Consider the following 17,828-nt stretch of genomic DNA (forward strand, 5'->3'; position numbering starts at 1 on the left):
TTCGATGTGGAGGGGATGTCGCTCGCGGGGACTGTGGAGCGGAGTCAGCTGAGAACGGTTCGACGGCTCGGGCGCGGTCGGCCAGAATAGACGCATGAACACCCTCGGGGAGGCCGACCCCGGCACGACCCCGTTCCGCGTGTGCTTCGTCTGCGCGGGCAACATCTGTCGATCCCCGATGGCCGAGAGCGTCTTCACCGACCTCGTCGCGGCCGCCGGGCTGGAGCGGGTCGTGGAAGTCTCCTCCGCCGGCACCGGCGACTGGCACGTCGGCGAGCACGCCGACCACCGCACGGTCACCGCACTGCGAGCGCACGGCCACGACGCCACCGCCCACCGGGCCAAGCAGTTCGACCCCGACCGCTTCGACAGCTACGACCTCGTCGTCGCCCTCGACCGCAGTCACGAACGCATCCTGCGGGCCTGGGCGGGCAACGACGCCGACCGTTCCAAGGTGCACCTGCTCCTGAGCTTCGACAGCACCTCCGGGACCCGCGACGTGCCCGACCCCTATTACTCGGACGCCCAGATGTTCGAGACCGTCCTCGGCATGATCGACCATGCCTGCAGATCCCTCTTCCACCAGCTCGAACCAGCACTGACCCAGGGAGCCACCCCATGACCGAATTCCCCGCCCAGCCGCTCAGCCCGCTCGACGGTCGCTACCGCCCCGCCGTGACGGCGCTCGGAGAGTATCTCTCGGAGGCCGGCCTGAACCGCGCCCGCGTGCAGGTCGAGGTCGAGTGGCTCGTCTACCTCACCGAGCACTCGATGTTCGGCTCCTCCCCGCTCACCCCGGCGGAGATCGAACAGCTCCGCGCGCTCTACCTCGACTTCGGCCAGGCCGACATCGACTGGCTCGCCGAGAAGGAGGCCGTCACGCGTCACGATGTGAAGGCCGTCGAATACCTCGTGCGCCACCGCCTGTCCGAGCTCGGTCTCGACCGCATCGCCGAACTCACCCACATCGCCTGCACGAGCGAGGACATCAACAACCTCTCCTACGCGCTCACCGTGTCGCAGGCCGTCCGCGCCATCTGGCTGCCGAAGCTGCGACTCGTCCTCGACTCCCTGCGCACCAAGGCCGTCGACTTCCGGGCCGTCCCGATGCTCGCCCGCACGCACGGCCAGCCGGCGACGCCCACCACGATGGGCCGCGAGCTCGCCGTCACCGTCTACCGACTCGAGCGCATCGCCCTGCAGATCGAGGCGAACGAGTACCTCGGCAAGTTCTCCGGCGCGACCGGCACCTTCGCCGCCCATGTCGTCGCCGATCCCGATGCGGACTGGCCCGCCATCTCGCGCGAGTTCGTCGAAGGACTCGGCCTCGACTGGAACCCGCTGACGACGCAGATCGAGTCGCACGACTGGCAGGCGGAGCTCTACGGCAAGATCTCCCACGCCAACCGCGTGCTGCACAACCTCGCCACGGACATGTGGACGTACATCTCCATTGGCTACTTCCGGCAGATCCCGGTCGCCGGCGCCACCGGCTCGTCGACCATGCCGCACAAGGTCAACCCGATCCGTTTCGAGAACGCCGAGGCCAACCTGGAGCTGTCGAGCGCGATCCTCGACTCCCTCGCCGCCACCCTCGTCACCTCGCGACTCCAGCGCGACCTCACCGACTCGAGCGCCCAGCGCAACATCGGTGTCGGGTTCGGCCACTCGCTGCTCGCCCTCGACAACATCCTCGGCGGCCTCGGACAGATCGACCTCGCGGAGGACGTGCTCGCCGCGGACCTCGACCACAACTGGGAGGTGCTCGCGGAGGCCATCCAGACGGTCATCCGCGCCGAGGTGACCGCGGGTCGCTCGAGCATCGAGGACCCCTACGCGCTCCTCAAGGAGCTCACGCGCGGCAAGCGTCTCGGGCAGGCGGAGCTCGTCGAGTTCGTCTCCAAGCTCGACATCGGCGACGCCGCGAAGCAGCGCCTGCTCGAGCTCACCCCGGCGACGTACCTCGGGCTCTCCGACGACCTGGTGGACTACCTGCCGTAGGTCGCCCATCGACAGGCTCGGGGAACGGGAGACCGGTCACCGAGCCTGTCGGCGTGCGCCCTTCGACAAGCTCAGGGACCGGAAGGAACGCTCAAGGACCGGAAGGGACGCTCAGGGACCGGAGGGAACGCGCGGGGACCGGAGGGAACGCGCGGGACCCGGCAAGACGCCGAAGAAACGGGCGGACGCTCAGGCCCGGGGTGGCCGGAGGTCAGTGGCCGGAGGGGCGCGGCGGACGCTTGTCGTCGCCGTCCTGCTCGTCGAGGTCGAGCTTCTCCTGGAAGTCAGGCTTCACGGCGAGCGCCAGCATCGCGAGGACGACGAGCGAGGCGATGAACGCGATGCCCAGGCCGATGAGCGACAGGACGATCTCGCGGGTCGACATCAGGACGACGACGCCGGTGAAGACCCCCATGACGCCCGAAAGCACGAGGAGCTCGATCGGCCGCAGGACGTCGTCGCGGTTGGGCTTGCTCATGATGCGGCTCCAGCCGTGCCGGTGGTGTCGTCGGTGGCTGCGCCGGTGACCGGGCGCTTGCCCGCCCACCGCAGCGACAGTCCGCCGATGACGAGGTAGACGCCGATGATCGCGGCGTATGCTCCGACGAGGCCGACGACGACGATGTCCGCACGGAGGACACCCTCGACACCTCCCGGGGCGGCGAATCGCTGCTCGAGTCCGGGCGGGACGAGGAGCGTCGCGATGGCGAGCAGCACCGTGAAGGCACCGACCGCGGTCCAGTCCTTCGCCGCGGCGAGGCGTCCGCGCCAGCGGATCCCGCTGTACAGCTCGAGGAATCCGGTGAGGGCCGCCCACAGGGTGACGACGTAGAGGAAGATGCTCAGCCCGCCGCCGCTCACGAGTAGCGAGAAGACGCCGGTCACGACGCCGATGACGCCCTGGCCGAGGAAGAACGCGCGCGTCACGGTGTCGGAGAAGTTCGGGAACGCGAAGGCGCCGACGATCGCGCCGGACAGCAGCGTGAAGACCCCGAAGACCACGAGGCCGAACTGCGAGGAGTGGCCCTGCGTGAAGGTGACGACTCCCGCCGTGGCGAGCGCGATCACCGCACGCAGGATCGGGACCATCCAGTACCGATCGTGCTTGGCGCCGTCGAACGGAATGCTGGGCACGGTGAACGTCTCATCTCTTGCAGGAAGTCCCCTCCAGCTTACGCGGTCCTGCGGGCGACGCGGACCGGGGTCAGGGTGCCCTGGGTGGGACCGACAGGCCCGCGGCGAGTTCCGCGAAGACGGACTCGGCATCGGCCCGATCCCGGGTCAGCAGTGACGCCTGCCCAGCCCAGAAGCCCTGGAGGTCCGCGACGCCCCGCTCCGAGGCGACGGTGCGGAACCGACCGGTCAGCCAGTTCTGGACCGGGAACGGGGCGACGACCCCCGACGCCTCGATCTGGCGCAGCACCCGGTTCGGGACACCCCGGCCGAGCCTGCCGCTCATCGCGCGCGTGAGGACGGTGCCGTCGGCGGGCGTCGAGACGATGGCCGCCCGATGCTCGGCCGTCGCCGCGGAGACGCTCGTGCGGAGGAAGGCGGTCCCGACCTGCACGCCGGCGGCGCCGAGTGCCCATGCGGCGGCGACACCACGTCGATCGGCGATACCGCCGGCGGCGATCACCGGGACGTCCAAAGCGTCGACGAGTTGCGGGATCAAGGCGACCAGACCGACGAGGGAGTCCTCGGCCGCTCGCAGGAATGAGACGCGGTGGCCGCCGGCCTCCATGCCCGTGCCGACGACGACGTCCACGCCTCCCTCCTGCAGGGCGAGCCCTTCGGCAACCGTGGTAGCCGTCCCGACCACGACGATGCCCCGCTCGTGCGCCGCGTCGACCACCGGCCGCGGTGGAACCCCGAAGACGAAGCTGACCACGGCGGGCCGCGCGTCCAGGACGGCCCCGATCTGCTCGTCGAACGGCGGCACGTACCGGGCCGGGCGATCGGGCAGCTCGAGCGACAACTCGTCGAACACGGGTCGGAGCGCCTCGACCGCAGCTGCGAAGGACGCCTCGGAGTCGTCGGGCGACAGCTCGTCGCCACGCGGCAGCCACAGGTTCAGTGCGAAGGGCGCCGCGGTCCGCTCGCGCAGCGCCGTGACCGTCCGCTCGATGCGCTCGGCGTCGTAGCCGTACAGACCGAAGGAGCCGAGGCCGCCCAGCTCACTCACCGTAGCGGTGAGTTCGACGGAGGACAGGCCTCCGAAGGGGCCGAGCACGATCGGGACGTCGACAGGAAGGGCGCGCACGCCACCAGTATGTCCCTCGCCTCTTGCGGGCGAAACCGGATCGAAACATGATGGACATCAAACAACTCACTTTGAGCTGTTTACTGAGTGCATCGACGCACGCCCGCAGAGGAGCTCCACCGCCATGACCCTGACCATCGCCGGACTGCAGCACCACGGCGTCCCCGGAGACGTCGAGGCGAACCTCGCGCTCGTCGCCGACGCCGCCCGACAGGCATCGGATCGCGGCGCGGATCTGCTCGTCACCCCCGAGATGTTCATCACCGGCTACAACCTCGGCGACCGCCTCGCCCCGCTCGCCACCCCGGAGCTGATCGACCGGGTCGCCGCCATCGCCGGCGAGACCGGGATCGCGATCCTCGCCGGCCTCCCCGAACCGCTCCCCGGCGGAGCCGTCGCGAACGCCCTCGTCCTCGTCGGTCCTGACGGGACGGAGCTACTCCGGTACCGCAAGACGCACCTGTTCGGCGAGCTCGACCGACAGCTCTTCGTGGCCGGTGACACCCTCGCACCGACCGTCGACCTGGGTGGCGTCCGCGTCGCCGTCCTCATCTGTTACGACGTCGAGTTCCCCGAGACCGTCCGCGCGGCGGCCCTCGACGGTGCTGACGTCGTGATCGTCCCCACCGCGCAGATGGAGCCGTACGCGCACATCGCCGAGCGGCTCATCCCGGTGCGCGCCTGGGAGAACCAGGTCCACCTCGTCTACGTCAACCGCGTCGGCTCCGAAGGGGACCTCACCTACGTCGGCCGCAGCAGCATCGTCGGCCCGGACGGCGTGGTCCTCGACGCGCTCGACGCGGACGCCGTCGGTCTCATGATCGCCACGATCGATCCCGAGGCCACCAAGCGCGCCAGGCAGGAGAACCCCTACCTCGCCGACCGCCGCGCCGAGCTGTATTGAAGGATCCCGTCCTTCCTCCCCACCCCCCTCCGAGTCCCCCGACTCCCCTGGAAAGTGACCTCATGACCGTCAACCCCATCGCCGAGCCGCGTCAGCGCCTCGACGGCCAGCTCGGTACCGGCTCCATCGTCTTCATGGTGATCGCCGCCGCCGCACCACTCACCGTGATCGGCGGCAACGTCCCCATCGCGATCGGCACCGGCAACGGCGCCGGAGCCCCGATCGGCTTCGCCCTCGCCGCCGTGATCCTCCTCGTCTTCTCCGTCGGCTTCGTCACCATGACGCCGTTCGTCCGCGAAGCCGGCGCGTTCTTCTCCTATGTGACGGCCGGACTCGGCTCGCGTCTCGGCCTCGGTTCCGCGTTCACCGCGCTCGTGGCCTACACGGCGATCCAGGTGGGCGTGTACGGCTACATGGGGTGGGCGCTCGACGACCTCGTCACGTACTTCGGCGGCCCGAGCCTGCCCTGGTGGCTGTACTCCTTCGCGACGATGGCGATCGTGGCCGTGCTCGGCTACCGGCACATCGACCTGAGCGCGAAGGTGCTGGGCATCGCCCTGACGCTCGAGATCCTCGTGGTCGTCGTGCTCGACGTCGTCATCTTCGCGACGGGCGGCGCGGACGGCATCGCGGTCGAGACCTTCGACCCCGCCAACATCTTCACCGGTGGAATCGGCGTCGCCGTGCTCTTCGCCCTCACCGGTTTCATCGGATTCGAGGCGACCGCGGTCTTCCGAGACGAGGCGCGCAACCCGGAACGCACCATCCCGCGAGCAACGTACCTGGCCGTCGTCATCATCGGTGTGTTCTACGCCATCTCCTGCTGGGCGCTCGTGACGGGCGTCGGCGCGGGGAACGCCGTCGCGGTCGCCCAGCAGACGCTCGCCGGCGAGGGCAACCTCCTGCTCGATACGACGACGACCTACCTCGGCCCGATCATGCGCGATGTCGTCCAGGTGCTGCTCATCACGAGCCTGTTCGCGTGCGTGCTGTCCTTCCACAACGTCATCGCGCGCTACCAGTTCACACTGGCGCAGAAGTCGGTGCTGCCCGCCCGCCTCGGCCGGCGCCACCCCGCACACCACTCCCCGTCGACCTCCTCGATCGTGCAGACGGTGACGGCGGCCATCGTCCTCGCAGCACTCGCACTCGCCGGCCTCGACCCGCTCGTCGGGGTCTTCGGATCCATGGCCGGGGTGGCGACCGTCGGGATGGTGCTGCTCATGCTGACGACCTCGATCGCCGTCCTCGTGTTCTTCGCGCGGCGACCCGAGCTGGTCGCCGGCCGCACCTGGGGTGCGCGGGTGTTCCCGATCCTCGCGGTGGTCGGACTCGCGTTCGCGCTGTGGCTCGTGCTGTCGAACTTCACGCTCGTCACCGGCGGAAGCGTCACCGTGAGTGTCGTGCTCGCCCTCATCCCCGTGGTCGCCATGCTGATCGGTATCGTGTTGGGGAAGCGGTTCCCCCTGGACGCCGAGCCGGACGGCGCGGTGAGCGAGGCGACCGCCGACCAACCGACCGCCGGCTGAACCAGGGTCGCGGAGTCGATCAGCGACGAGACGAGGGTGCCATGGATCTGGGTTCGCCCTCACTCGGAGCGATCCGACGCACGACCGCCGTCGACACCGTCCGCGCGCGGATCTCGCTGGCGCTGGAGCTCGGGATGCTGGTGCCCGGCCAACGGCTCCCGGCACCCGAGGAAGCGGCTCGAGCGTTCGGGGTCAGCGAGATGTCGGTGCGGCGCGCGTATCGGGCGTTGAGCGACGAGGGCGTCGTGGTCCGGCGGCAAGGCAACACGGGCGGCACGTTCATCGCGGATGCGCCCGCGGTGGGCACCGTGCCCGAGATCGCCGCCTACCGCGAGGACGCCGTCCACGTGCACACGCTCATCGACCAGCGCGCGACGCTCGAAGCCGGGCTGGCGGCGCTCGCAGCCACCGAACCGGAGGCGTCGTCCCTGCATCGACTCGACGACCTCGTGACGACCATGCGGACGGAGCCGGACTGGAGCCGGTTCCGCGAGGCCGATGCGGCGTTCCACGCCGAGCTGGCGGTGTCGGCAGGCGTGCCGGGCGCTGCCGACCTCCACGACCGCGTTTCCCGCGAGCTGTACTCCTACTTCATCCCCTACCGGATCGAGTACCTGCGCGCGTCGAACGAAGAGCATGCTCTACTCGTCGCCGCGGTCCGTGACGGCGACGCGGCAGCAGCGAGTCGCCTGGCGTTCGACCACGTCGCGGAGCTCCACCGCTCGATGTACGTCGGCCTCGCGGGCCACACCGACGGCGCGCAATCCACTTCTTGAAGCGCCTGGAGACGACCGAAGGCGCGCCCTCGGCGAGGCGTCACGGCTGGGACCGGAAATCCGACATGCGCCGTACTAAGGCATAGTGGGGACGGGTTCACCCCCGCCGCGAAGGAGTGAGAGCATGATCGACAAGGCCTCGATACAGGACTTCCCGCCGATGACGGCATCGCTGCTGGCGGACAATTCCGGCGTGTTCCGCGTCGGCACCGCCGAGCAGTACCTGACCGCCACCGACGAGGGAACGGCCCGCCGCCAGCTCGTCGAACTGATGCAGGCGGAGGCCCGGAAGTCGGGTCGACCGATCCGCGTGACGGTGACCGACCCCACGAGCGTCACCGTGCTCCTCATCGGTGTCGACGGCGAACTGCAGGAGGAACCGCAGTCCACAGCGCCCGCGCGCACCGCGCAACGGTCCACGCCACCGCCCGCAACGGCACAACGTGTGCCGCTCATCCAGGCGCCGCCGCCCACGCCCGCGCAGCCGGCACCCGCGCGCCCGGCCCCGGCTCAGCCGCCGACACCGCCCCGTGCCTCGCCCGTCCAGCCGTCGACACCTGCGCCGGTCCCTGCGCAGCCCACGCCGCCGGTCTCCGCCAACCCACAGGCGACCACGACGCCGCAGCCCGTCCCGCCGCAGCGCCCGACCGTGCAGCAGCCCGCGTTCGGCACACCGCCGTTCCAGCCGGTCTCGAACCAGCCGAACGCGCAGCAGCCGGTGCCGGCGCAGCGGGCGGTCCCGGTCCAGCAGTCGGTGCAGGCACCGCCGGTCGCGCCCGCGCAGCAGCAGCAGCCCCCGGTCCCACAGCAGCAGCAGCAGGCTCCGGGCCAGCAGACCGCCCCGGCTCGACGAGACCTGCGCGATGCGCCCTCGTTCCTCGCGCCGCCCACGATCGGCCCGGCGCAGCACGGGCTCGCCGGCCTGCTCAACAAGCTCGGCTTCTCGGTGCCGCCGTCCGCGAGCGAGCGCGCCGAGCGTGACGACGTCCACGCCGTGTCACGCCACTTCCCGAGGCGTCGCACCATCTCCGTCGCGAACCAGAAGGGCGGCGCCAACAAGACGCCGACCGTCGTCAACCTGTCGTCCGTCTTCGCCCGGTACGGCGGTGGCGGCGTCGCGGCCTGGGACAACAACGAGACCATGGGCACGCTCGGCTGGCGGACCGAGCAGGGCGGCCATGATTCGACCGTCCTCGACCTCCTCGCCGCGGCGAGTGACCTCCTCTCCCCCGGCGCCGAGCGAGCCGACCTGTCGCGGTTCGTCCACCACCAGCCCGGCGACAAGTACGAGGTGCTGCGATCCGCGGCCGACGGCGAGCATGTGGTGACCGCCGACGAGGTCGACCTCGTCCATCGCGTCCTCGCGAAGTACTACCGCCTGATCGTCATGGACTCGGGCAACTCTGCCGGTGCCCCCAACTGGCGGCGCATGGTGGAGCTGACCGACCAGCTCGTCATCCCGACCACGACCGTCGAGGACAAGAAGGAGGGCGCGCGGCTCACCCTCACCGCCGTCAGCCGCGTGAGCGAGCGCGGTGCTGAACTCGCGCGGAACGCCGTCGTCATCGTCTCCGAGGCCGAGGCCAAGGACACGTCGATCGCCAACGCGTACGCCGAGGACTTCCGACCCTACGTGCGCGACGTGGTCGTCGTCCCCTTCGATCCCGCCTTGAAGAACGGCGTCATCCGTCACGACGCCCTGCGGTCGAGCACGCAGCGGGCGTGGCTCGCAGCGGCAGCCGCGGTGTCGCGCGGACTCTGACCGGGCCATGACGCAGGGAGCATCGGAGACCGGCATCACGCGGGCGGCCGCGCTCGGCGACTACCTCAGGGCTCGTCGAGGACTGGTCCGACCGGAGGACGCGGGGTTCGTCCCGGAGGACGGGCGGCGGGTCGCCGGACTCCGACGCACCGAGGTGGCAGCCCTCGCGGACGTCAGCGCCGACTACTACCTCCGCCTCGAGCAGGGGCGGGATCAGCGCCCGTCGGAAGAGGTGCTGGCGGGCATCGGTCGGGCCCTTCGACTCGACGAGCACGCCGTGGACTACCTCTTCCGGCTCGCCTATGACGTCGACCTCTTCCCGGCCGAGCGCCGACCGTTGGACGCCGGCACGCCCGCACCGGCCGGACGATCCGTCCCGGACACGACACTCCTCGACCACTGGTCGGACACCGGGGCGTACATCACCGACGGCAACCGGGACATCGTCGCATCGAACGCGCTCGCGCGACGCATCGGCGGTGGCCTCCTCGACGTCGGGCAGAACGACGTGCTCGGGTACTTCGACGATCGGGTGCGTTCCATCGCCCCGGAGTGGGAGGTGAGCGCCCCGGCCGTGGTCGCAGCACTCCGCTACAGCAGCGATCCGAGCAGCCCTCGATTACAGACGATCGTCGAGGAGCTCACCGCTCGCAGTCCGCTGTTCGCCCGCCTCTGGGCTCGCCATGACGCCCGTCCCCTCGCCGGCGGTCCACTTCGGGCCTCGATCGACGAGTTCGGAACCGTCGAGCTGCAGTATCAGCACCTCCTCGTCCCCGACTGGCCCGGTCATCAGTTGACGACGGTCTTCGCAGAGCGCGGCTCCCCAGGGGCCGCGGTGCTCGCCTACCTCGCCGCCCGGGCCGACTGACCGCCATCCGGAGCGATGACCGGCGCACGCTGACCGAGGTGGGCCGGCGGGCACCGGAGGGGTAGCCGACGGCGGTCGCAGCGCCTACCGTGGACGCATGATCGCGAACGAGGGCGTGCGTGAGCGCCGGGACCGGATCAGGGACTTCATCGACTCGTGGCGAGAGGTACCCGTGGTCCTCTGCGACCGCACGCTGGATGTCCTCGAGGCGAATCCGGCGGCGGCACGCTTGACGCCGGCGTTCCACACCGGCGTCAACCTGGCGCGCTTCGCGTTCCTCTCCCCCGACCGGGTCGTCGACGATCCGCTGTGGACCCGGATGTCCGAGACCACCGCGGAGCTCCTCAAGCGGTCGGTCGAGGAGCACGATACGGATCGCCCGGCGGCTCGGATCATCGGCGAACTCTCCGCGAAGTCGCGCGACTTCGCCCAGACCTGGGCCTCGGGCGACGGCCACTCCGGGACGTCGGGCCCCATCGTCTTCCCCACGCCGGCCGGGGAGGTCCGGATGGTCTACAACGTCTTGAACGCGCCCGGGCCCGAGGGCGACCTGCTGTTGGTCTTCGTCCCGTCGGGAGCATCGTCCCGGGCGCGGCTGAAGCGGCTGTCCGAGGCGGTCTCGCCGGACGAGCCCTCCACCTCGAGCGATCCGGTGCCCTCCCGCTGAAGCTCGTCCCGAGCTGCGAGGTAGGCGATCGCCGCCGCAGCAGCTGAGCCTGGCTCGTCGAAGAACACCGTGAGGAACTGGTCCGTGTGCGGGACCTCGAAGGTCTGCGCCCGGAAGTCGACCCAGCCGAGCGGCTCGATGAACGTGCGCGTCCGCCGGGACATCTGCGGTTTGACGAGGTGTTCCGCCCAGATCGTCCGGAACACCGGGTGCCGTGCCGAAAGCATCCCGACGATCTCCTGGAGGCGCGGATCGTCCGGTCGGCCGTAGTAGCGGAGCGGGGCGGTGAGGTCGCGGAGGGTCCCTTCCCACTCCCGGTGCATGCGCTCGTACTCCGGTGCGTCGGGCGATGTGGTGCCTCGGAAGTCGGCGTACTGCTCGAAGGCTGAGACGAGCAGATTGACCCCGGGGTCGAGCATGCCCGGCGGCACCCATGCCCGCGCGAGCGCGTTCGCGGCGACGACGTACTGATTGTCGTCGCTCACGTAGGCGGGCGTGCCGGACCAGTGCGCGAGGAGCCGGGCGACCCGGTCGTCGAGTCGCGTCGACCGGTCGTCGACCGCGCGCATGAACGGCCTCGGGCTCGCCAACCGGAGCAGGTATCGGCGTCCACTGTCGTCCAGCAGCAGGGCACGGGCGAGCCCGAGGAGGACCTGCTCCGACGGCCGCCGCACACGACCCTGCTCGATCCGCAGGTAGTACTCGGGGCTGATGCTCGCAAGGTGCGCGACCTCCTCGCGGCGCAGGCCGGGCACCCGTCGGGACGTGTCGGCGCCGATGCCGACCTGCTCTGGCCGCACGAACTCCCGGCGCGCGCGGAGGAACTCGCCGAGAGCATTCGAAAGCCGAGTTGGTGACATCGCCGCGTCCTCCGGAGAGCGAGTGGGATCGACGCCAATCCTCCCCTAGCAAGCTCGTCCGTATGCATCCTTCCGCGGCCGATCATGGGTCGTTTCTGGACATGTCGACCGACGATCGGTCGTTCGCTGAGCCTGACCCTGCGCGTCCCACCCGGTCGCCGCCCGACGTCACTATCGTGGTCGCATGGTTGAGCGCGGACCCGCCGATCGGCTCCCTCAGGACCTGGTCGATCTCGTCGACTCCTGGTCGACCGTCCCCGCGTTCGTCCATGACCGCCACTTCACGGTGCTGCACGCCAACCACCTCGCCCAGGCGTTGTCGCAGGCCTTCCGTCCAGGAGCCAACCTGCTGCGCTCGACCTTCCTCCGCCCGGAGGTCCTCCGGGCGAGTCCCGATCCCGGCCTCGTCACCGAGCATGTGGTGGGCGAACTCCGGAGGTCGCTCGGCACCCACGAGTGGGACGCGGTCTTCGAGGGCCTCGTGGACGAACTCCGCTCCGGGAACAGCCGCTTCGCCGAGGCCTGGGCCGGGCTGGAGCCGGGCCTCCGACCCGATGCGGCCGAGTCGTTCACCTTCGACCGTCCGGATCTCGGGCGTCTCGAGCTGCGCTACCTCCAGTTGGAGGTCCCCGAGCACTTCGGCATGAGTCTCGTGGTCTGGCGAGCGTGCGACGAGGCTTCGGCACGGCTGCTCGCGGTCCTCGCCGGGCAGTCCCCCGACCGGACCTGACGAGCGGGCCGCCACGATCCGACCGCCGACGGGCACGATCTCGTCATCCGTCGGAAGGGTTGTCGTGCCGTCCCTGCTGGGCTGGAGACGATCCAGGCCGCAGGGCGGCGGAGCGAGGAGGACACCATGGATTCGACGGACGACACCGTCCCGCACCACGAGACCCCGAGTCTGGGCAATCCGGACCTTCCGGCGGAGGGCGAGGTGAACACGCTCCGCCACCCGCAGAGCACGCAGATGACCGGCCCGCAGAACCCGGCAGTCGCAAGCCAGTTCCCGAACCAGATCGACGCTCCGGGAACCGACATCAGTACGCAGGCGTTCTTCTGGTCGTCGTTCAACATCTCGCCTCGCCGCGTGCAGGACGGTGGGTGGGCGCGCGAGGTGACGAAGCAGGACTTCGCGATCTCCGACGAGATCGCCGGCGTGAACATGTACCTCGAGTCAGGCGGCATCCGCGAGCTCCACTGGCACCAGACGGCCGAGTGGGCCGTCATGACCCGTGGCAGGTGCCGGGTCACCACCCTCAGCCGATCCGGGATGCCCAGCGTCGAGGACGTGGAGGAAGGCGATCTGTGGTTCTTCCCCGCCGGGACGCCGCACTCCCTGCAGGGGCTGGGTCCCGATGGCGCCGAGTTCGTGCTCGCCTTCGACGACGGCGACCAGTCAGAGTCCAACACCCTGCTGCTCACGGACTGGTTCGCCCACACGCCGCCGGACGTGCTGGCGAAGAACTTCGGGGTGGCCCAGGAGACCTTCGCGGACATCCCGCTCCACAACCTCTGGATCTTCCCCGGCGACGAGCCCGGCCCGCTCGCCAAGGACCAGGAGGACGCCGGTGTCGAGTGGGGAGCGTCGGAACCGATCATCTTCCGACTGTCGCGGTCCAAGCCACTCCACCGGAACAGCGGCGGGAGCATCCAGATCGCGGACAGCACCAACTTCCCGCTGTCGCAGTCGGTCGCCGCAGCGCTCGTGACGGTGGAACCCGGGTCGATGCGCGAGCTGCACTGGCATCCCAACGCCGACGAGTGGCAGTACTACCTCCGCGGATCCGCCAGGATGACCGTCTTCAACACCGGACCCCACGCGAACACGACCGACTTCCGCCCGGGCGACATCGGCGTCGTGAAGAAGAACCTCGGACACTACGTGGAGAACACCGGCGACGACGTGCTGCAGTTCCTCGAGGTGTTCCGCACGGACCGGTACGAGGAGGTGTCGCTCGCGAACTGGCTGGCGCACGTGCCGCCGTCGCTCGTCGCCGCACACCTGAACATCGACGAGGCGACCCTGGCGACCTTCCCCCGGGAAGCGCAGGGGATCACGCCGCTGCGTCCGTGATCCGGGCAGGGTGGCTCTCGGCGGGCCACGCTCGCCCAGGGCCATCCGTCCTAGCTTGAGCGGGACACCACTCGTTCAACCGCGCGGAGGCACCGATGAACAGCGAACGCAGCACGATCGAACCGGCCGAGGGCTCCTGGTCCATCTCGGACGACCGGGCGTTCGTCCTCATCGACATGCTCAGCGACCACCGGGACCGGCGGCGCCACGCGCTCAGGACCGCGCGCTCGAGGCGCTGGCTCGACTCCTACGGTGAGGTGGTCGTGCGTTCGGTGCTGCTCGGGACCACGAGCACGATGGAGCGGGACGAGTACGCGCGGGCCCTCCGTCACGACGGCCGCGACCACACGCTCGTCCTCGATCACGTCGGCGGCTTCGTCCTCGTGACCTCCGAACGACGCGCCGCCTCGCCCGTCGACGAGTGGGTCCGCTCCGTCGCGCCGGCCGGTGTCCGCATCTCCGCGATCGGTTCGGCCGTGCTGCACGCGGACGAGGACGACCTGCTCGGCGTCGTCGACGAGGCCCGCACCGCTGCCGAGATCGTCGGTCAGGTCGGGGACGCGCTCGGGTCGACCCGCGCGGAGGATCTCGGCGGATGGCGACTCCTGCACGCGATCGGTGGCGGGCCGCAGCTCGTGACCTCGGCGTCGCCGGCGGCCGACGAACTCTGGCACGCGGATCCCGTGCGTCGGGAGACGGTGGAGACCTACCTCGACTCCGGGTGCAACGTCGTCGTCGCGTGCGAGCGGCTCCACATCCACCGCACGACGCTCTACTACCGGCTCGACACCATGCCGGAGGTCGTGCGCGACGCGCTGGCCGACGGCTTGAAGCGGAGCACGCTGCACCTGTCGCTGAAGCTGCTCCGCCTCTGGAACGACGTCCCCACCGCGTCGGAGCGGTCGTCCGCGTCCAGCCGACGCCGACGTGTTCCGGAGACCCGTACCGTCGCCCCGGTGCGGCAGCTGCACCCGCGGTCCGCTGGCACCGAGTAGAGGTCGACGTGACCAGTTCAGCACGACGCGTCCCGATCGAGCCTCAGGCCGTGGACGCGCCGCTCAGCGGGACCGCCGTCTTCCTCGTGCTCACCGTGCGCGACGCGGTCGGCGCGATCGACACCGTCCGCAGCACCCTGGCGGGTATCGCCGATGTCCTGAAGAACGTCGCCTTCCGCGACCTCGACGCCGCCCTGTCCTGCACCGTCGGGATCGGCGCGCGCGTCTGGGGTGAGCTCACGCGCGGTCCCGCACCGAGGGAGCTCCATGTCTTCCCCGCGGTCGTCGGCGACCGGCACACCGCGCCCTCCACGCCCGGCGACGTCCTGCTCCACATCCGCGCTGCGAGACGCGACCTGTGCTTCGAGTTCGAGCGGCAGCTCCTGGACCTGCTCGGCGACGCCGTCGAGGTCGTGGACGAGACGGTCGGCTTCCGGTACTTCGACGTCCGCGACCTGCTCGGCTTCGTCGACGGCACGGCGAACCCCGTCGGGCAGGACCTTCCCGACGCCACGCTCGTCGGTGAAGAGGACCCGGCCTTCGCCGGTGGCAGCTACGTCGTGGTGCAGAAGTACACGCATCCGCTCGACCGCTGGCGCGCGCTCACCGCGGAACAGCAGGAGGCGATCATCGGCCGCACGAAGGCCGACAACGTCGAACTCGACGATGCGGAGACCGGCCAGAAGTCGCACAAGACCCTGTCCACGATCGTCGTCGACGGTGCCGAGCACGACATCCTCCGCGACAACATGCCGTTCGGGAGCCCGGCCGGCGGCGAGTTCGGCACCTACTTCATCGGGTACGCCCGACGGCTCTGGGTCATCGAGCGGATGCTCGAGCGCATGTTCATCGGTGACCCACCGGGACTCCACGACCGACTCCTCGACTTCTCGACCGCCCGGACCGGCTCCGTGTTCTTCGCTCCGAGCGCCGCGTTCCTCGAGGCGATGGACGACGATCCGGCCCTGTCCGGCCCCGCTGATCCGGCGAGCGCCGTCGTCCCCGCCACGCCACCCTCGACCGCCGACGGTTCCCTCGGTCTCGGGTCGCTCCGCACCCCACCCGAAAGGACGCAATGATGAACAACCATCTCTTCCGTCACCTCGCGCCGATCACCGATGAGACCTGGCAGATGCTCGACGACGAGGCCCGTGCGCGCCTCACCCCGGTACTCGGCGGCCGACGGGTGGTCGACTTCGCCGGCCCGCTGGGTTGGGAGCACTCCTCCACCGACATCGGCCGTGTCGGCGCGGTCGTCGACGCCCCGATGGAGGGGGTGATCGCCCGACAGCGTGCGTCGCTGCCCCTGACGGAGGTGCGTGCCGATTTCGCGCTCATGCGCAGCGAGCTGGACAGCGCGGCGAGAGGCGCACTCGACGTGGACCTCTCCCCGCTCGACGACGCGGTCACCCGCTTGTCCACGGTGGAGAACGCGGCGATCCTGTCCGGCTGGTCGGCGGCCGGGTACACGGGTGCGACGGCTGCCTCGCCGCACCCGCCGCTGACGCGGGACGACGACCCGACGCGGTTCGCACAGGTGGTCGCCACGGCGGTCGAGACGCTCGCGCGGGCCGGGGTCGGCGGCCCCTACGCCCTGGCTGTCGACGCACCGGGCTGGGTGTCGGTCACGGGCGGCAACGACAGCGGTGGTGCGCGGCTGTCCTCGCACATCGAGGCGATCATCGGCGGGGAGGTCGTCTGGACGCCCGGCATCGAGGGAGCCGCCGTCCTCAGCCGACGCGGCGGCGACTTCCTGTTCGAATCCGGTCAGGACATCGCCCTCGGCTATGCGGCGCACTCGGCCGAGTCGGTGAGCCTCTATCTGGAGGAGAGTTTCAGCTTCCGTGTCGTGACGCCAGAGGCTGCCGTCGCGATCCGTTAGCGCGGCGACACGGCTCCGTCGATCGGGTCGGCCAGGGGCGACCGGGTCTGCAGAGACGCCTCGGCCACGCCGACACCCGTCGTGCGGAACCGTCGCTGGTACTCGGAGGGCGTCGTGTTGTACCGTGCCGCGAACGCGCGGCGGAAGGCGATCGGGCTGGCGTACCCGGCGGCAGCGGCGACCTGCCCCACCGTGTCCCCGGCCTCCAGCATGCCGAGCGCGACGTCGAGTCGGAGCGAGCCGACGTACTGGATGGGCGTCATGCCCAGCTCGTCCCGGATGACGCGGTTGAGGTGGCGAACGCCGACGTTCGCGTGTGCGGCGATGTCGGCCAACGATCCAGCCCGGGTCGGATCACCGTGGATGTAGTCCGCGACGGCCTTCGCGATCGAGGTCCGCGCCGGCTTCGCGCGGACGGAGGCGGAGAACTGCGATTGGCCGCCGGACCTGCGCATGTACACGAGCAGCAGCTGCGCGATGGAGCGTGCGACGTCCGCACCGTGGTCCTCCTCCACGATCGCGAGCGCGAGGTCGATCCCGGCGGCGACCCCGGCCGAGGAGTAGGTGTCGCCGTCGCGGACGAAGATCGAGTCGGGGCGGACGTCGATCGACGGGTAGGCGGTGGCGAGCGCGCCGGTGAACTTCCAGTGGGTCGTCGCCGACTTGCCGTCGAGGAGACCCGTGACCGCGAGGGCGAACGCACCGCTGCAGATCGATGCCACCCGCTCGGCTCGGGCCGCGAGGAGGCGGACCGCACGCTGCACCTCCTCCGGGCGGTACACCTGTGGTGCGGACTCGCTCCCCGGGACGATCACGAGGTCGAGCGGTCCGCTGTCGGCCGCGGCGCCGTCCACGCCGACCCGGAGTCCCATCGAGGTGACGACGTCCTGGCCGTCGTGGGAGAAGAACCGGACGTCGTAGCCGTCGACCCGCTGGTTCGCCTCGGTGAACACCTCGGCCGGGCCGACGAAGTCGAGCGTCTTCACCTGGTCGAACAGGAAGATCCCGACGCGGCGTCGTCGCGCGGGTCCTCCGAGGATGGGCTGTGGTCCTGGCTCCTGCTGGGGCGGGCTCATCCCCACATCCTGCCCGACGAGAGCGCCCCGGCCAACGTCGGATTCGACTTCTGTCGCACCTGCCGCCGACGAACGTCCGAAGACTCCGGCCCGGCGCCGACGTAGCCTCGGTCGGACCGGCCCGCCGCCTGGAATCCGGCCCATCCACTCCACGACGCCCAAGGAGATCCGCTC

General features: G+C 70.3%; 17 protein-coding genes and 1 pseudogene. 13 read left to right on the forward strand and 5 right to left on the reverse strand.

Features of this window, described 5'->3' with window-relative positions:
* The first annotated feature begins 94 nt into the window (after positions 1 to 94).
* Complete coding sequence (locus ACQG07_RS18605) at positions 95 to 622, forward strand: low molecular weight protein-tyrosine-phosphatase (RefSeq protein WP_079704175.1); 528 nt, start codon at positions 95 to 97, stop codon at positions 620 to 622.
* Positions 619 to 2,001 (forward strand): adenylosuccinate lyase, encoded by a 1,383-nt coding sequence (gene purB / locus ACQG07_RS18610; RefSeq protein ID WP_064296029.1) that lies wholly within the window; start codon positions 619 to 621, stop codon positions 1,999 to 2,001. The genes ACQG07_RS18605 and purB overlap by 4 nt, the downstream gene beginning before the upstream one ends.
* 211 nt (positions 2,002 to 2,212) lie before the next feature.
* On the opposite strand, the gene ACQG07_RS18615 is transcribed toward purB, so the two are convergent.
* From ACQG07_RS18615 to ACQG07_RS18625, 3 genes are all read right to left on the reverse strand, one after another.
* The gene (locus tag ACQG07_RS18615; RefSeq protein ID WP_056010480.1) at positions 2,213 to 2,479 is read right to left on the reverse strand and encodes a hypothetical protein; all 267 of its coding nucleotides are present in this window, start codon (positions 2,477 to 2,479) and stop codon (positions 2,213 to 2,215) included.
* Complete coding sequence (locus ACQG07_RS18620) at positions 2,476 to 3,135, reverse strand: hypothetical protein (RefSeq protein ID WP_192003894.1); 660 nt, start codon at positions 3,133 to 3,135, stop codon at positions 2,476 to 2,478. The genes ACQG07_RS18615 and ACQG07_RS18620 overlap by 4 nt, the downstream gene beginning before the upstream one ends.
* Before the next feature lie 70 nt (positions 3,136 to 3,205).
* Positions 3,206 to 4,261: an NAD(P)H-dependent flavin oxidoreductase gene (locus tag ACQG07_RS18625; protein ID WP_426739085.1), complete on the reverse strand. Its 1,056-nt coding sequence runs from the start codon at positions 4,259 to 4,261 to the stop codon at positions 3,206 to 3,208.
* 124 nt (positions 4,262 to 4,385) lie between these two features.
* On the opposite strand from ACQG07_RS18625, the gene ACQG07_RS18630 reads away from it, so the two are divergent.
* From ACQG07_RS18630 to ACQG07_RS18655, 6 genes are all read left to right on the forward strand, one after another.
* Positions 4,386 to 5,165 (forward strand): carbon-nitrogen hydrolase family protein, encoded by a 780-nt coding sequence (locus tag ACQG07_RS18630; protein WP_274498769.1) that lies wholly within the window; start codon positions 4,386 to 4,388, stop codon positions 5,163 to 5,165.
* Between the two features lie 62 nt (positions 5,166 to 5,227).
* A complete protein-coding gene (locus ACQG07_RS18635) occupies positions 5,228 to 6,694 on the forward strand; it encodes an APC family permease (RefSeq protein WP_159876313.1) in 1,467 nt (488 codons plus the stop codon).
* A gap of 41 nt (positions 6,695 to 6,735) precedes the next feature.
* A complete protein-coding gene (locus ACQG07_RS18640; protein ID WP_426739086.1) occupies positions 6,736 to 7,470 on the forward strand; it encodes a FadR/GntR family transcriptional regulator in 735 nt (244 codons plus the stop codon).
* Positions 7,471 to 7,594: 124 nt separating this feature from the next.
* On the forward strand, positions 7,595 to 9,232 hold the full coding sequence (locus ACQG07_RS18645) for a chromosome partitioning protein ParA (protein WP_426739087.1): 1,638 nt from the start codon (positions 7,595 to 7,597) through the stop codon (positions 9,230 to 9,232).
* A gap of 7 nt (positions 9,233 to 9,239) precedes the next feature.
* A complete protein-coding gene (locus tag ACQG07_RS18650) occupies positions 9,240 to 10,100 on the forward strand; it encodes a helix-turn-helix transcriptional regulator (protein ID WP_426739088.1) in 861 nt (286 codons plus the stop codon).
* Between the two features lie 97 nt (positions 10,101 to 10,197).
* Positions 10,198 to 10,767: a hypothetical protein gene (locus ACQG07_RS18655; protein WP_426739089.1), complete on the forward strand. Its 570-nt coding sequence runs from the start codon at positions 10,198 to 10,200 to the stop codon at positions 10,765 to 10,767.
* Between the two features lie 38 nt (positions 10,768 to 10,805).
* Here the strand turns inward: ACQG07_RS18655 and ACQG07_RS18660 are convergent.
* Positions 10,806 to 11,627 (reverse strand): annotated as a pseudogene (locus ACQG07_RS18660) (helix-turn-helix transcriptional regulator); the annotation flags it as partial.
* Between the two features lie 184 nt (positions 11,628 to 11,811).
* Between ACQG07_RS18660 and ACQG07_RS18665 the strand changes: the two are divergent.
* The 5 genes from ACQG07_RS18665 (at position 11,812) to ACQG07_RS18685 (ending at position 16,578) form a co-directional block, all read left to right on the forward strand.
* Positions 11,812 to 12,357: a hypothetical protein gene (locus tag ACQG07_RS18665; protein WP_426739090.1), complete on the forward strand. Its 546-nt coding sequence runs from the start codon at positions 11,812 to 11,814 to the stop codon at positions 12,355 to 12,357.
* Positions 12,358 to 12,483: 126 nt separating this feature from the next.
* Positions 12,484 to 13,701, forward strand: coding sequence for a cupin domain-containing protein (locus ACQG07_RS18670; protein WP_079704186.1), 1,218 nt, complete (start codon positions 12,484 to 12,486; stop codon positions 13,699 to 13,701).
* 95 nt (positions 13,702 to 13,796) lie between these two features.
* A complete protein-coding gene (locus tag ACQG07_RS18675; protein ID WP_426739091.1) occupies positions 13,797 to 14,696 on the forward strand; it encodes a helix-turn-helix domain-containing protein in 900 nt (299 codons plus the stop codon).
* 8 nt (positions 14,697 to 14,704) lie between these two features.
* Entirely contained in the window at positions 14,705 to 15,775 is a 1,071-nt protein-coding gene (locus tag ACQG07_RS18680) for a Dyp-type peroxidase (protein WP_426739092.1), read from the forward strand.
* The gene (locus tag ACQG07_RS18685) at positions 15,775 to 16,578 is read left to right on the forward strand and encodes a family 1 encapsulin nanocompartment shell protein (RefSeq protein WP_426739093.1); all 804 of its coding nucleotides are present in this window, start codon (positions 15,775 to 15,777) and stop codon (positions 16,576 to 16,578) included. Before ACQG07_RS18680 ends, ACQG07_RS18685 begins: the two co-directional genes overlap by 1 nt.
* Here the strand turns inward: ACQG07_RS18685 and ACQG07_RS18690 are convergent.
* A complete protein-coding gene (locus ACQG07_RS18690; protein ID WP_426739094.1) occupies positions 16,575 to 17,654 on the reverse strand; it encodes a GlxA family transcriptional regulator in 1,080 nt (359 codons plus the stop codon). The genes ACQG07_RS18685 and ACQG07_RS18690 overlap by 4 nt on opposite strands.
* Between the last annotated feature and the right edge of the window lie 174 nt (positions 17,655 to 17,828).

Origin of the sequence: Plantibacter sp. 2H11-2 (assembly GCF_050031945.1) — a bacterium.
Lineage (GTDB): Bacteria > Actinomycetota > Actinomycetes > Actinomycetales > Microbacteriaceae > Plantibacter > Plantibacter auratus.